At 69.5% G+C, this 15,352-nt stretch carries 12 protein-coding genes; 5 read left to right on the top strand and 7 right to left on the bottom strand.

What is annotated here, in order from left to right; all coding sequences use genetic code 11:
* Positions 1-94 precede the first annotated feature (94 nt).
* Complete coding sequence (locus tag AC2D10_RS14780) at positions 95-352, bottom strand: hypothetical protein (protein WP_484708750.1); 258 nt, start codon at positions 350-352, stop codon at positions 95-97.
* A 136-nt stretch (positions 353-488) separates the two neighbouring features.
* Positions 489-1,811, bottom strand: coding sequence for a right-handed parallel beta-helix repeat-containing protein (locus tag AC2D10_RS14785; protein WP_484708751.1), 1,323 nt, complete (start codon positions 1,809-1,811; stop codon positions 489-491).
* A 68-nt stretch (positions 1,812-1,879) separates the two neighbouring features.
* Here AC2D10_RS14785 and AC2D10_RS14790 point away from each other — a divergent pair, with 68 nt between their 5' ends.
* The 3 genes from AC2D10_RS14790 (at position 1,880) to AC2D10_RS14800 (ending at position 9,535) form a co-directional block, all read left to right on the top strand.
* A complete protein-coding gene (locus tag AC2D10_RS14790; RefSeq protein ID WP_484708752.1) occupies positions 1,880-3,046 on the top strand; it encodes a Dyp-type peroxidase in 1,167 nt (388 codons plus the stop codon).
* The gene (locus AC2D10_RS14795) at positions 3,043-3,789 is read left to right on the top strand and encodes a hypothetical protein (protein WP_484708754.1); all 747 of its coding nucleotides are present in this window, start codon (positions 3,043-3,045) and stop codon (positions 3,787-3,789) included. Before AC2D10_RS14790 ends, AC2D10_RS14795 begins: the two co-directional genes overlap by 4 nt.
* A gap of 106 nt (positions 3,790-3,895) precedes the next feature.
* Complete coding sequence (locus tag AC2D10_RS14800) at positions 3,896-9,535, top strand: SdrD B-like domain-containing protein (RefSeq protein WP_484708755.1); 5,640 nt, start codon at positions 3,896-3,898, stop codon at positions 9,533-9,535.
* 90 nt (positions 9,536-9,625) lie between these two features.
* On the opposite strand, the gene AC2D10_RS14805 is transcribed toward AC2D10_RS14800, so the two are convergent.
* The 4 genes from AC2D10_RS14805 to AC2D10_RS14820 form a co-directional block, all read right to left on the bottom strand.
* Positions 9,626-10,483, bottom strand: coding sequence for an endo alpha-1,4 polygalactosaminidase (locus AC2D10_RS14805; protein ID WP_484708757.1), 858 nt, complete (start codon positions 10,481-10,483; stop codon positions 9,626-9,628).
* Positions 10,480-11,886, bottom strand: coding sequence for an MFS transporter (locus AC2D10_RS14810; RefSeq protein ID WP_484708758.1), 1,407 nt, complete (start codon positions 11,884-11,886; stop codon positions 10,480-10,482). The genes AC2D10_RS14805 and AC2D10_RS14810 overlap by 4 nt, the downstream gene beginning before the upstream one ends.
* 66 nt (positions 11,887-11,952) lie before the next feature.
* A complete protein-coding gene (locus tag AC2D10_RS14815) occupies positions 11,953-13,050 on the bottom strand; it encodes a carboxylate-amine ligase (RefSeq protein ID WP_484708760.1) in 1,098 nt (365 codons plus the stop codon).
* Positions 13,051-13,060: 10 nt separating this feature from the next.
* On the bottom strand, positions 13,061-13,327 hold the full coding sequence (locus AC2D10_RS14820) for a DUF7218 family protein (protein ID WP_484708761.1): 267 nt from the start codon (positions 13,325-13,327) through the stop codon (positions 13,061-13,063).
* A 121-nt stretch (positions 13,328-13,448) separates the two neighbouring features.
* Here AC2D10_RS14820 and AC2D10_RS14825 point away from each other — a divergent pair, with 121 nt between their 5' ends.
* Positions 13,449-13,613 (top strand): hypothetical protein, encoded by a 165-nt coding sequence (locus AC2D10_RS14825; protein WP_484708762.1) that lies wholly within the window; start codon positions 13,449-13,451, stop codon positions 13,611-13,613.
* Between the two features lie 80 nt (positions 13,614-13,693).
* Here the strand turns inward: AC2D10_RS14825 and AC2D10_RS14830 are convergent, their stop codons facing one another.
* A complete protein-coding gene (locus AC2D10_RS14830) occupies positions 13,694-13,900 on the bottom strand; it encodes a CsbD family protein (RefSeq protein ID WP_484708764.1) in 207 nt (68 codons plus the stop codon).
* Between the two features lie 282 nt (positions 13,901-14,182).
* On the opposite strand from AC2D10_RS14830, the gene solA reads away from it, so the two are divergent.
* Entirely contained in the window at positions 14,183-15,346 is a 1,164-nt protein-coding gene (solA, locus tag AC2D10_RS14835) for an N-methyl-L-tryptophan oxidase (protein WP_484708766.1), read from the top strand.
* The last annotated feature ends 6 nt before the right edge of the window (positions 15,347-15,352 follow it).

The following is a 15,352-nucleotide window of genomic DNA, read 5'->3' on the forward strand; positions in this document are numbered from 1 at the left end:
ACTTCTCGACCATAGTCCGCGCGCCGGTGGTCTGCCGCCCTCTCTCGGGGTGGAGCGGACCGCCGGCGTCTTCCCTCCCGAGCGTCTGAGACCGCTACTGCGAGATGCCCAGATCCGGGTCGACGTTCGACTCGTCGCCCTGCGCCAGCGGGTCGAGTTCGACGTTGTCGCCCTGCTCGAGCTCGTCGGGCTCATCGGAGAGTCCACGATCGGCATCCTGGATGTCGGCGTCGTACTGCACGGCGTCGGGAGCCGCGGGGTCGTCGGCCGTGAAGGTCTTGTCGCCCGGCTCCGTCTCGGCGGCAGCGTCGAACGGGCCCTGGTCCTCGGGGTACGAGCGGGGGTCAGACATGGAGAGTCCTCTCTGGTCGAATCCGGATCCGGAGAACGGATGCCGGCTGCGTTCAGCTTCTCGCATCCCGCCGCAGCTCGCGCGGGCTTGACAGTGCCTCCGCGACGTGGTTTGAGCGCCTGGCCTCCGGGCAGGGCTACTCCCAGCGGATCGCGGCGTTCTCGGCGAGCAGCGAGGCTTCGGGCACGACGATCGAGGCGAGATCGATGGTCGGCACCGCGGACTTCCCGGCCCACGGCTCGAGCGGCTTGTCGACGGGCCCGAGGTCGGGCTGCGCGGGCGGCGGCGCGACCTCCGAGAACGGGATGCCGGCGGGGCCGGGCGCACTCGCGAACGTGCCCGCGGCGACGTCTGCGGGTGCAGCGCACGGCGACACGGTCTGCAGGTCGGCCGGCACGGTCGAGTCGATCACGTTGTCGGTCCAGCAGTTGCCGCCTCCGACCGCCCGCGCAGTCGGCGTGTACGCGACGTCGACTCCGTTCCGGGCGAAGGTGTTTCCTGTGGTGCGGTTGCCCGTCGGGCCGATGTCCTCCGCCGAGGTGATGATCATCCCGGCTGACGCGTTGCCCTCCACCCGGTTCGCTCCGATCACGTTCTCGGTGCCGCCGGCGATCCCGATGCCGATCCCGTACCCGCCCTCGGCCTGTTCCGGGGTGTCGGGCTGCGCGTTGGCAGCGATCACGTTGCCGACCAGCGTCGCCGCCGTCTGGGGCACGTACGCCTCCTGGTAGTCCGACGCGATCGTGGCGCCGACCCGGTTGCCCGCGAAGCGGTTGCCCGTCACGAACAGGTCTCCGCCGGCGTTGGCGATCTCGAAGCCGACGGCGTTGCGTTCGGCGACGTTGCCCGACGCGACGGTGTCGCACTGATCGCACTGTCCGACGTAGATGCCCGAGTCCGCGCCTCCCGAGGCGTAGGAGTCCGTGATCACGCCGTGCGACGCATTGAAGGCGTAGATGCCGTAGAGGCCGTTGTTCGACGCCGTCACATGATCGATGCGGAATCCGTCGAGGAGCGGGAAATCCCCCGGTTCAAGGGGATGGTACCCGTCGTGCCCACCGACCGGTGCGCCGGCGTCATCGCGCATCCCGGTCACCAGCACGCCGTTCTGCGTGGCATTGCGCACCGTCAGATTCTGCACGGTCACGCGTGGAGCCGACACGACGATCCCGTTCCCGCGCCGGACCTCCCCGTCGATGATCACGCCGTTTCGCGCGGCTCCGCGCAGCGTGAGGCCGGCGGTGTCGATCGCCACTGTCTCGGTGTAGACGCCGGCGGCGACCAGCACGGTGTCGCCTTCGTGTGCTGCCTTCACGGCGGCCGAGATCGTCGGGTACTGCTCGGGCACGGTGAGCAGCTCCGCTGCCTCCGACCCCTGGTTCTGGGGGCTAGGAGCTGTGCATCCGACGAGAGAAAAAGCCGTGATGAGGAGCAGAAAAGCAAGGATTCGGACGCGCATCGCCCCATCATAGGCAGATGCTCCGACACGCGTGATCGGGCCGCCCTCGCCGTGGCTATCATCGGACGGTGGACGGCGACGAACGAGGGGCCCTGTCGCGTCGGGCCCTGCTCGGGGCGGGCGGTCTGGCGGCCGTCGGCGTCGCATTCCTCGCCGGGGAACACGTGCAGTCCTCCCGGTCCGCCGCACCGCCCTCCGTCGATACCACAGCCCTCTCGGCCGAGCCCGCACGCGTGCCGGTCGGCGGCACGCACCAGGCCGGCGTCGCCCGGCCGCGCACCGCGCAGGCCCAGCTCCTCGTCGGCGTCTACGACCTCGAGGGTGATCCGGCCTCCGCCCTCGCCGCGATCGGCGACACGATCCTCGCCCTCGTCGAGGGGGACCCCGATGCCAGGGCGGGCATCCCGAGCGGCGACCTGACGATCACCGTCGGCGTCGGGCCGCGCCTCATCGCCGAGCGCCACCCGGGCGGTCCGGGTGCGATCCCGCTTCCCGCGTTCGCGCGCGAGGAGATCGACGATCGCCACCGCGGGGGCGATCTCGTGATCCAGGTGTGCGCGTCCGATCCGCTGCTGCTCCCGCTGGCCCTCGCGCACCTCGTCGCGAGCACCCCGGGGCTGACAGAGCACTGGCGTCAGCGCGGCGTGCGGGGCCCTGCGATGCCGGTGCGAGCCGATCACACCGCGCCGCGCAACGTTCTCGGGTTCATCGACGGGATCGCCATCCCGACATCGGAGGCCGATGTCGCCGACGCGGTCTGGATCTCCACGGGGCCGATGGCCGGCGGCACGATTATGGTGATCCGACGCATGGTCATCGACATGCCGTCGTTTCAGGCACTGCCCGTGTCGGCGCAGGAGGCGACCGTCGGTCGTCGTCGCTCGAGCGGGGCGCCGCTGTCGGGCGGAGGCATCGCCGACGACGTGAATCTCCAGGCAAAGACGCCGGACGGACGCTATCGCGTTCCCGGCGACGCCCACGCCCGCCGCGCACATCCCGGCCCGAGCGGCGTGCCTCTGATGCTGCGTCGCTCCTACTCGATGGAGGATCCCATGGGACTTCTGTTCATCAGCATGCAGGCGGAGCTGCGCACATTCACGCGCACTCTGGAACGGATGTCGGAATCCGACGCGCTGCTCGGCTTCACCCGCACCACGGCATCCGGGAGTTTCCTCGTCCTGCCGGGCTTCGACCGCGACCGTCCACTGGGCTCGACGGTCTTCGGTCTCGCATGACGCGCACGAGGTGGGCGCTGGTCCTGGTGGCCGTCCTGCTGCTGCTCGTGGGGGCCGGTGTCGCCGTCGCAGTGCTCCGAGATGACGGACGGGCAGCGGATGCCGCCTTGCCGTCAGCCGTCGCGACCGCCGGGCCGCGCGCGCTCACGACCGAGGAAGCGGAGCGCCTCGCGGTCGCCCGGTTCCTGGCGTATCAGGACGGCAGCCGAGAGTTCCGCACACAGGTGTTGACCGGTGGCACCGCGCTGTCGCTGCACGGACGCGTCGACTACCGCGCCGGGCTCGGCATCGCGGCGGTCGCGACCGGTGCGGAGTCGGCCGTCGTCGCCTGGAACACGACCACGTTCATCGGGTGGGATGCCACGGGCGACGGCGAGAGCGTGCCGACGCAGGCGCCCGTCGAGCCCGGCGGGTCGCGTCCGCTCGATCCCCGGAGCGCCTCCGTCGACACGGTGCTGCTGCTTCTGCTCGGGCTCGGTGCCGACCGACCCGACAACGCGCAGCTGCTGCAGCAGTCGGATGCCGCGTGGATGCGCTCAGACCAGATCGGGGGGATCTCGGTCGACGTGTTCTCGGGCCCCACCGACGCAGGCAGTGCCGGTCAGGCGGGCACCACGCGCTTCTGGATCGATCGGTCTGGCGCCCTCCTGCGGTTCGAGGCGGATCTGCCCGCGGGAACCGTCGCGATCGACCTCATTCAGGAGAAATACGTCGCCGTTCCGGGTAGCCCCCAGTTCGGGTAGTCGAGTCTGAGAGGCTGCTCGCCAGCGTGTTAGCTTTCGGCCGGGAACGGGAAGCTACTGAGGTGTTTTTCGCCGTGTGCGAGACGCCTCCCATAGGGGGAAATCCGTGGGTTGTGAAACTGCTGCGCGTCCACGCGCAGGCTGGTTCTTCGTCGCGCGCTCGACGATCGCGACGTTGACGGTGGGCGCCATCGCGCTCGCCGGCGTCGTCATGGGCGGCACCGCGGCATCGGCCGTCGACGGCACCATCGCCGGCGCGGTCTACCAGGACTTCGATGACGACGGCACGCGTGATGCCGCCGCCGGGGACTTCGGCGGCGATGCCGGGGTGCGCGGCGTCAGGGTCACGGCGACCGACTCCACCGGCACCGTGGTCGGCACGACCACCACGGGCGCGGACGGAGCGTATTCGCTTCCCGCGTCAGGGGCGGCGACGTCCGCCGTGCGGGTCGACTTCTCGGTTCCCGCGGGCTACCGCTCGGCCCGTGTCGGCGCCGACAACGGCAGCACCGTGCAGTTCGTCGACCTCGGCGCGACCGACGTCGATCTCGGCGTCACCCAGGAGGGCATGGTCCGCACCGACACCGACGTGCCTCTCGTCGTCGTGCCGACGCAGCGTTCGCGCGTCAGCACTGATGCCAGCCAGACCACCACCTCGCCCACGCGGAACATCGGGGCACAGGCTGCCCTGCTCGGGCTGCCCTACGACTCGACCGGTACTCCGGCGGCAGGGCGCACCACGCTGGCCCGGCAGGATCAGGTCGGAACCGTGTGGGGAACCGCGAACTACGGCAACGACCTCGTCTTCAGCGCCGCGTCGTATCGGCGCGGTACCGAGGTGGGGCCGGCCGGACTCGGTGGTATCTACCTGACGAACGCGCGCTCGGGCACGCCGAACGCCGGCACGTTCGTGCAGATCCCCAACGCCGGCACCGACCCGCGCGGGAACATCGACCCGGCAACGTACGACTGGTTCCATGACTCCGCAGCTTTCGACGCCGTGGGCAAGGTCGGCCTCGGTGACATCGAGATCTCTTCCGACCAGCGCACGCTCTACGCCGTCAACCTCAACGACCGCTCGCTGTACGCGGTGTCGCTGACCCCCGGCGCGGGGCCGAACGACGCTCCGACGGCCGGGACCCCGGAACGCATCGAGATCCCGTTCGACGCCACCGACTGCGCCAGCGATCAGGTGCGGCCGTACGGTCTCGGAGAGTTCCGCGGGCAGATCCACGTCACGCTCACGTGCACCGGACCCACGACCGACGATCTGCGTGCGTACGTCGTGCCGATGAACGAGAAGACCCGCCAGTTCGGCTCCCCGTCGCTGGACATCCCGCTGGACTTCCCTCGCGCCGCTGCCTACGCAGCGTTCGGTCCGGCGGGGTCCGATCCCTACAGCCCGTGGAGGAGCACCTTCGCTGCGTCCGAGTCCAAGCCCACCTGGTCGGCTGGCCCCACTCCGGTCGCGTCGTCCGTGGTCTTCGACTCCGCCGGCAACATGGTGCTGTCGATCAAGGACCGCACCAGCGACCAGAGCGGCGCCGCCCTCGGCAGCACCGACCCGGCCGACGGCCGCGTCTACACCAACATCGGTGCGGGCGACCTGCTGCGCGCCTGCCTCGACGATGCAGGGTCCTACGTACTCGAGAACGACGGCTCGTGCGGCGGGGCGACCAGCTCCCAGCGCATCAACGACTACGGGCCCGGGGGCGGCAAGTTCTACGAGACCGTGTACCCGACCGCCGGCGGCTTCAACTTCCACGGCAACCTCGCTCTGGGTTCTGCCCTGCAGATCCCGGGATACAGCGATGTCATGGCCACCACGCTCGACTCCGCACGACTCTTCAGCGACGGCGTACGCGTCGTGCGGCACAGCGACGGAAGCACCGCGCGCAGCGCCACGCTGACGTTCCTCGGCGAGCAGGCGGCAGCAGGAGTCTTCACCAAGGCGGGCGGCCTCGGCGATCTCTCCACGCTCGCGTCCCTGCCTCCGGTCGAGATCGGTGACCGGCTCTGGTACGACAGCGATGCCGACGGCATCCAGGATGCGGGAGAGGACCCGATCGCCGGAGTGACGGTGCGTCTGTTCGACACCGAGGGCAAGGTCATCGCGACCGCCGTCACCGACGCGCAGGGGCGATACGTCTTCTCCTCGTCGCCGGGTGCATCGACCGATTCTGCGATCCTCGGCCTCGCGCTGACCCCGGAGACGCAGTACGAGATCCGCCTCGACAACGCGGCGGACTACGCCGACGGAGGTCCCCTCGACGACGTCGTCCCGACGCAGACGACACAAGGCACCGACACCGCGGTGGACTCCAACGGTGTGCGGCAGAGCCCCGTGCGGGTCACGGCGACGGTGACGACGCCGAGCGCCGGATCAGCAGATCACAGCTTCGACTTCGGCTTCTCCCCGGCTCTCTCGCTGGGAAACCGGCTGTGGTTCGACACCGGTGACGCCGGCGACACGAACAACGGGCGATTCGACGCGGGGGAGGACCCTGTGGTCGACGCCACGGTCGAGCTGCTCGACGGCAACGGCGCAGCGGTTCTCGACGCGGACGGTGAGTCGATCACCGCGACGACCGACGCCGCGGGCTACTACCGCTTCGACGGCCTCGCACCCGGCGACTACCAGGTTCGCGTCGCGGCGTCGAACTTCGCCAAGGGCAAGCCTCTCGCGGAGTGGGTGTCATCGACGGGAGCATCGTCGGCTTTCGACGGCGCGAGCAACAACGCCGACAAGGGCATCGATGCGGGCGACCCGGCTGCGACCGGCATCACCTCCGCGACGATCACTCTGGCACCGGGGGTCACGGGTGACGCCGACGCCGGTGCCACCGGCCGAGGGGCATCCGGTCCCGGAGGCGATCGCTTCGACAACCTGACGGTCGACTTCGGGTTCGTGCAGCTGTACGACCTGACCATCGACAAGAAGCTCACCTCGGGCGACGGGCCGTACCGGCTCGGCGACGAGGTCACGTTCTCGGTGACGCCGAAGAACAACGGCCCGGCCACCGCTTTCAGCGGGTTCCTGGTGTCGGATCGCCTTCCGGACGGTCTGGAGTACGTCTCGGCGGAAGGCGATGACTGGTCTGCGCCGACGGTCTCCGGTCAGGTGATCACGCTCACGTGGCAGGGCGACGATCTCGACGCCGGCGATTCGGCCGAGCCGATCGAGGTGACGGCACGCGTGACGTCCACCACAGCCGGATCACTGCGCAACTTCACCGTGGTCGTTCCTTCGCCCGAGCAGCGGACGGTCGAGACCATCCCTGTCGGCACGAAGCCAGACCTCTATGAGAACGGCGACCCGACTCCGGACGACGAGAACCCCTCGAACAACGACGACAGCGTGCCGGTCACCGTCGCCGCTCCCACTCTGAGCCTCGGCAACCGGCTGTGGCGCGACACGGGTGCGGGCACGGCGTTCGACAACGGCCGCTTCGACTCCGGCGAGACTGTCGTCGCCAAGGCGCTGGTCGAGCTGCTCGACGAGAACGGAGAGCCGGTCCTCGACGGTGACAAGAAGCCGATCACCGCGACGACCGACGCCAACGGCTACTACCGTTTCGACGGACTCACCGCCGGCAAGTACATCGTGCGGGTCGCGGCGAGCAACTTCGCCGATGACGGCGTGCTCGAGAACACGCTCTCGAGCACGGGCAGCGGAAGCGCTTTCGATTCCGCGTCGAACAACTCCGACAAGGGAGTGGACTCCCGGTCCCCGGCCGACGACGGCATCCGTTCCTCCGTCATCGACCTGCAGCCCGGAGTGACGGGTGATGTCGACACCGGTGCAGCCGATGCCGGCGCGAACGGGCCGTTCGGCGATCGGTTCGACAACCTGACGGCGGACTTCGGGTTCATCCCCGGGCTTTCGCTCGGGAACCGACTGTGGTTCGACGACGGAACGAAGGCGGGCGAGGCCAACAACGGCGTGCTCGACTCGGGTGAGAAGCCCGTGACGAAGGCGGTCGTGGAACTGCTCGACGGCGACGGCGCTCCGGTGCTCGACGCCGACGGCGACCCGATCACCACCACCACGGATGACGCGGGGTACTACCGCTTCGACGGTCTTCCCGCGGGCGACTACCGCGTGCGGGTGGCGGCGTCGAACTTCGCCGACGACGCTCCGCTCGACGGCTGGTTCTCCTCCTCGCCGACCTCGACGGACTTCGCATCGAACAACTCCGACAAGGGTCAGAACACGGCGAACCCTGCGGGGACCGGCATCACGTCCGGCGTCGTGACGCTCAGCCGGGCGAACGCTCTGGATGACGGCGAAGACGGCGCCACGGGTGCCGGCGGGCACGGTCCGAACGGTGACGCCGCCGACCTCCTGACGGTCGACTTCGGCTTCACCCAGGCGTTCGCTGTGGGCGACTACGTGTGGATCGACAACGACGGCGACGGTCAGCAGGACACGGGCGAGCCGGCCGTGGAGAACGTGCTCGTCACGCTGCTCAACGCCGACGGCAAGCCCGTCGTCGACCTCAACGGCGTCACCGTGCCGCCGGTACGGACCGATGCGCGCGGACACTACGTGTTCGACAACGTGCCGCCTGGAACCTACACGGTGTCGTTCAGCGAGCTGCCGAACGGGTACACGATCACGACGCCGAAGAGTGGCGACGCGACGAGCGACTCGAACCCGAAGTCGGACGGCGTCACCCCGCCGTTCGTCGTGGGGCCGGCCGGCGACCACACCACCGACGTGGTCGACTCGGACGGCGTGACGATCGCTCAGCGCATCGACCGCACCATCGACGCCGGCATCGTGCCGCTGCTCGCGGTCGGCGACTACGTCTGGATCGACACAGATCGTGACGGTCGGCAGGACGCCGGCGAGACGCCGGTGGCCGGAGTGACGGTGACCCTGCTCGACGCGGACGGCAAGCCCGCACGCTCCGCAGACGGCACACCGGTGCCGCCCACGACCACGGATGCCGCCGGACACTACGTGTTCGACGGGCTGCGCCCCGGTGACTACCGGGTGCAGTTCTCCGGATGGCCGAAGGGGTACATGCCCACGATCCAGTCCGCTGACGGCTCGTCGTCGGCCGAGGACTCCAACCCGGATGCCACCGGCCTCACCCCGGTGTTCACCCTTGCCGGAAGCGGAACGGACATGCGTCCGGTCATTGCTGCCGACGGGACCGTGATCGCCCTGCAGATCAACCCGACGATCGACCTCGGTCTGGCGCCCCAGCTCTACGGCGTGGGCGACTACGTCTGGCTGGACTCCGACCGTGATGGCGTGCAGGACCCCGGAGAGAAGCCGTTCGCCGGCATCACCGTCACGCTGCGCAACCCGGACGGAACGCCCGCACGCGACTGGCAGGGCAACCCCGTGCCGCCGGTGAAGACGGACCGCAACGGTCACTACGTGTTCGACGGGTTGCCCGCGGGCGACTACTTCGTCGACTTCACCGGGGTGCCGTCGGGCTTCACCTTCACGAAGCAGGGAACGGGCGGCGAGTCCGACTCGAACGCGAACGCGTCCGGCCGGACGCCGGTGTTCACGCTCGGACCGGATGCACCCGGCATGCGCACCGTGGTCGCGGCAGACGGGACCGTTCTCGCCTCGTTCCTCAACCCGAGCATCGACGCGGGGCTTATCGAGATCGACTCACCGCTGGCCGCGACGGGTGGAGCGCTGCCGTGGATCCTGGTGGCCCTGAGTCTGGCACTGCTCGGCGCAGGCGGAGCGCTCCTGGTGGTGAGGCGCCGCCGGAGCTGACGGGAGTCCGTCGTTCGAACACGCGACGAGACGATGCGCGGGGAGTGCGCCTGAGAGATCAGGGGCACTCCCCGCCGTCGTGCGGCGGGGTCAGTCCGCGCAGGTCTCGAACACGTACGCGGCGTCATCGGGGGTTACCAGGTCGCGGTCGCGGAGCACCATCGACGCGGGAGAGTCGGGGTCAGCGCACATCTCCGCGAACGGTCGCGGGAGGGCATCGCTGTACTCGATGTCGATCACGTACGTTCCGTATACCTCGGTGTAGGCCCCGCACTCCTCGAAGACCGCGCACTCCTCCGTCACCGCGAAGTCGAATCCCGCGCGCTCGTGCAGCATCCGAGCGTCCTCGGCGGCGTTCTTCTGGCCCGCCGCGAGCCCGGCGTCGTGCGCAGCATCCACCAGCATCGTCGCCAGCGCGAGGTTGTCATCGAGTGCGAGGGCCCCATGCGACCGGGTGTACGAGTCGAGGTTGTCGAACTCGACCGCGTCGAAGCCGGCTTCGGCGCACCCCTCGATCCACGGGGTCACCAGCGCGGCGATGCGGTCGCGGCGGTCGGCGGTCGAGGTGTCGACGAGCACCTCGTCGGGCCAGTCCGGGTCGTACAGCAGGTCGCCGTCGCGGTGCAGCAGCAGATCCTCGGGCCAGGTGTCGAGCTCGCCGGGCTGCGTCTGGAACCCGTTCACGTAGCAGATCGAGTACACGTCATCCGCGGGGTCCGCCCCACGGTCGCGGCCGACGATGCCCACCCCGGGCGCGGGGTCGTACGCACCGCCGAGCTGATAGTCGGGGACAGCGCCGGACGGGAAGCCGGGGGCGTCGCCGGAGGCAGAACCGGCCGGACTCGAGGAAGCGGCGGCGGCGCATCCGGCGAGAGCCAGTAGCGTCAGCGCCAGTGCAGGGGCGAGTGCCAGGTGACCGGCGGCTCGTGGCGAGCGGTCCAGGGTCATGCCTCCGTCGGCGTGGGTGTCGGCGCGGTGGCCGGCGCGGCATCCGTCTGATCGGCCGGGTTGCGGCGGATGCCGATCCACGACACCACCCCGCCCAGCACGAGCAGCACCGCGGTGACCCAGGCAGCGTTGTGGAAACCGTCGAGGTCGAGCGAGCCGCCCACGATCGTCGAGAGCATCGCGACCACGAGCAGCCCTGCAACCCGCGAGACCGCGTTATTGACGGCCGAGGCGATGCCGGAGTGCGACTCGTCGATCGCGCCGAGGATCGCCGAGGTGAGCGGCGCGACCGTGAGCGAGAGGCCGAGGCCGATCACGATCATGGCCGGCAGCACCTGCCACCAGTAGTCGAAGTCCTCGGAGACGAACAGCAGCAGGAGCGACCCGGCAGCCATCAGCAGCGGCCCGACGGTCATGAAGATGCGCGGACCGTAGCGACCGGCCCAGCCGCCTGCGCGCGAACTCAGCAGGATCATCAGGATCGTCATCGGCAGGCTCGCGAGTCCGGCGGCCGTCGCACTGAGCCCCGCGCCCTGCTGCAGATACACGCCGATCACGAAGCCGTTCAGAGACAGCGCCGCGTAGACGAAGAACGTGGCGATGTTGCCCCATCCGAAGTCCCGCACACGGAACAGCCACAGCGGCATCAGGGCCTTCTCTGCCGCCTTCTGACGCCACAGGAACCACGCGAACAGCACCGCGCCGACAACGCCGGGCAGCCAGATCGCGGGGGAGGACCAGCCGAGGTTGGGCTGCTCGATCAGCGCGAACACGACCGCGCCGAGGCCGATCGCGCACAGGATGCCGCTCCACCAGTCGACCTTCACGCCCTTCGGATGCTCGGGCAGGTGGAGCCGGGCGAGCAGCAGCAGCGTCACGCCGATCGGGAGCACGTTGATCAGGAACACGAAACGCCAGGACAGGAAGTCGACAAACAGGCCGCCCAGGAGTGGTCCGACCAGCTGCGCCGCCGTGGTGAAGGCCGTCCATACGCCGATCGCCCGGGACTGCGAGTCCGCCCGCATGGTCGCGGTGATGAGCGCCAGCGAACTCGGCACGAGCAGAGCGCCGGCCGCGCCCTGCGCTGCGCGCGCGATGATCAGGCTGAGCGGATCGAATGCCGCGGCGACCGCGATCGAGGCCACGCCGAATGCGATGAGCCCGACCCGCATCACCACGACCCGGCCGTACGCGTCGGAGACGGAGCCGGCGAGCAGGATCAGCGCGCTCAGAGTGATCAGATACGCGTCGACGACCCACTGCTGAGTGGTGATGCCGCCGCCGAGCTCCTCGCTGATCGCGGGAAGGGCGACGGTCACGACCGTGCCGTCGAGGAATGTCACGAAAGAGGCGAGCACCGCGACCGAGATCACGAGTCGCTGCACGGGGGTGAAGGTTGTCACAGCCTGACGATACTCCCGGCGTGCGACTGCGAGGGCGGCCGCCGGTGTCGGTATCGGTGCAGGGAGTCAGTCGTCGAGGATGCCGGGGTGGGACGCCTGCGCGCGCGTGCCCGCGAGGTAGAGCTCGCGGAGTCCCGGCATCCCGCCCTGCGCGAAGGCACGCCGCTGTCGATCGGCACCGGTGCCGTCGCGCCGCATCCGCTCCTGGTGCTCCTCGACGAACGCCAGGTCGCCGAGCTCCTCGAGCGCGGGGCGGACCGCGTGCAGCAGGCGCCGGGCGACGTCTGCCGCGTGGGCGATCTCTCCCGAGCGGGGGTCGACGATGCGCGCATCCATCCCGCGGCGGGCCGCGGTCCAGAGCGAGGCGTCGAGCTCATCGACGCCGACGACCGAGCCGTCATCGTCGTCCGACATCACGATAGCGCGAGTGAGGGCGGCGGCGAAGAGGGTGTCGGCAACATCCAGCTGTGCATCGAAGACGCGGGCCTCGACCGTCGGATAGCGCTCCGAGATGCGTGCGGCCCACGAGAGTGAGGCGGCCGCCGAGATCGCATCCATGTCGACGAGTCGGTCGACGTGACTGCGGTAATCGTCGAAGTCATGGAATCGCGGCGGGCTCCACGACGCGGGAAGCCGGCGGATGACGACGGTGCGCCAGCTCGCGAACCGGGTGTCGAGGCCGTCGGAGAAGGGGCTGTTGCCGGTGAGGGCGAGCAGCACGGGCAGCCAGCCGCGCAGACCGTTGAGCGCTCGCACCCGGGCCTCGTCGCCGGCGACCTCGACGTGCACGTGCACGCCGTTCACCTCGTGCCCACGGGTGAGGTGCGCCAGGTGCGCGGCGACGTCGTCATAGTGCGGGGCGGGGAAGACCGCCAGGGAGCGCGTCATCGCGAACGGGGTGCCCGACGGGGCGACCACCCCATGTTGCCCGATCGCGTGGCGCGCGAGCGATTCACGCATGCGCCGGAGCTGCAGATCCGCCTCGGCGAGCGTGTGTACGGGGGCCGTCACGCATTCGAGCTGGCAGGTGAGGTACTCGGCTGTCACCTGACCGGGTGGCGCGAGCGCGGTCGCGTCGCGGCGCATCGCGTCGCTGATCCCGAGGGGCACGAGGCTCGTGCCGTCAAGGAGGACGAACTCCTCCTCCACGCCGAATCGTGCCACCGGGCGTCGCCTAGTGGTTCCGCAGCGCGGAGATCAGCTCGGCCTTGCGCTTGCCGCTGTAGCCGGTGAGACCCAGTTCCTTGGCGCGATCGCGCAGCTCGGGAACGGTCCAGTCCTCATAATCGCCGTGCTCGCCGCCGCGTCGTCCGACGGCACCGCGGCCCTCTTTGGCGGCGGCATTCGAGATCCGAGCGGCCTTCTCCTTGGAGGCTCCGTCGTCGCGGAGCTTCTCGTACAGCTCCGGGTCCTTGAGCGCACTGTTCTGTCGGTTCGGCATGATTATCTCCTGTCATCCCACTGTGAAGACGTCCCCGTCAACCCCCTCCGGTTCCGGGCGGCCCGACGCTAATGTGAGGACCGCTATCGGGGTGCCCACCCCGAGAAAGAAGGGAAGACCGATGAACATCCTCCTCATCATCGTCATCGTCGTCGCTGTGATTCTCGCGATCACCGGCGGACTGGTCCAGTCGCTGCAGTTCCTGCTGTGGGTCGGACTCGTCCTGCTCGCGATCGCTGTGATCGCCTGGTTGATCCGATCGATCAGCAGCAACCGCAAGGTCTGACCTCTGGACGTGAGGTCCGCGTTACGCGGGCCTCACCCCCGAACGGAATCCAAGGAGTGGGGCCCGCATAAGGCGAGGTCTCACTCCTTGAATGCGTCCCGGATGTTCTCGCCCGTCTTCCCGGCGGCATCCTTCACGTTCTGACCGGCCTGCTTGGCCGACGCCTTGGTCTGGTCCGTGCGACCCTCGGACTCGAGGCTCTCGTTGTCGGTGGCCTTTCCGGCCCCCTCCTTGACCTTGCCTGCGGCCTTCTCAGCGGCATTCTTCATGTCGTCTCCGGCGCTCATGGCGTGCTCCTCTCCCTAGGGATCGATGGAGATGCCACCCTCGCATCGCGCCGGCGTTTCGTGCGACGGGATTGACAACCACCGGACGGCGTGACAGCACCGGAACAGGCTCGTGCGGTCCGACCGCGGCGTGGATGCACGGTGTTCACCGCACATTCATCTTTGCCCGGCATGGGTGATCGACCTATGGCTGTGCCGTGGAGCGGGTGCCCACACTGAGCTATCGCGAATCACGGCTATCGCGAATCACGGCTATCGCGGAACACGAGGGAACGGGGCGGCATGGAGAGCTTTGAGGTGGCAGTGGTCGGGATGGGCGCACTCGGGAGTGCGGCCGCCTATCACCTCGCCCGACGCGGAGCTCGGGTCGTCGCCTTCGAGCAGTACGAACTCGGACACGTGCGCGGTGCATCGCACGACACCTCCCGGATCGTCCGCACCTCGTACGGCGCCCCGGAATACGTGCGGCTCGCGCAGTCCGCCTACCGCGACTGGGACGACCTGCAGCAGGAATCGGGCGAACGTCTGCTCACGATCACCGGCGGCGTCATCTTCATCCCCACCGATGGGCCGTACGCGGCCGCCGACTTCACGGCCGCTCTGACCGAGTGCGACGTGCCCCACGAACTGCTCACCCCCGCCGAGGTGCACGCCCGCTGGCCGCAGTTCCGGCTACCCGAGAACGTCGAGACCGTTTACACACCCGATTCCGGCATCGCGCACGCATCGCGCACCGTCGCCACACTGCAGCTGCGGGCCCGGGCGCTCGGCGCCGACATCCGCGACCGCACCGCCGTCGAGGCTCTCGTACCCGACGGTGACGGCGTGATCGTGCGCACCGCGAACGGCGACGTGCGCGCGGCCAAGGTCATCGTCGCAGCGGACGCTTGGACGAACATGCTGCTCGAACCGCTCGGTGCCGCGATCCCGCTCGACATCATGCAGGAGCAGGTGACGTACTTCGGTCCCGCCGACGCGGCCCCGCTCGGCGCCGACCGCCTGCCGGTGTGGATCTGGGAGCACGAGGAGTGCTACTACGGCTTCCCGACGTTCGGCGAGCCCACGGTCAAGGCCGCACGCGACGTCTCGAACAACCGGATGACGCCGGCGGAGCGCACGTTCGTGCCGTCCCGCGAACTCGCCGCCGAGCTCGGAGCCTTCGTGCACGGACTGCTCCCGGACGCCGGGCCGGAGCTGCGCACCGTCACCTGCCAGTACGCGCTCACGCCGGACCGCCGGTTCGTGCTCGGCCCGCTGCCGCAGCATTCCGACGTCATCGTGGCGCTGTCGGCCGGGCACGGATTCAAGTTCACCCCGGCGTTCGGGCGCATCCTGTCGGAGCTCGCGCTCGACGGCGAGACCTCCGACGACATCGCCGCCTTCGCAGTGCCGGGCCCGCGTTCCGAACCGCTCGTCGGCGCCGGACCGATCCCGACGCACGGATGACCCCGT

This window comes from Microbacterium sp. PI-SA-G (genome assembly GCF_057215335.1).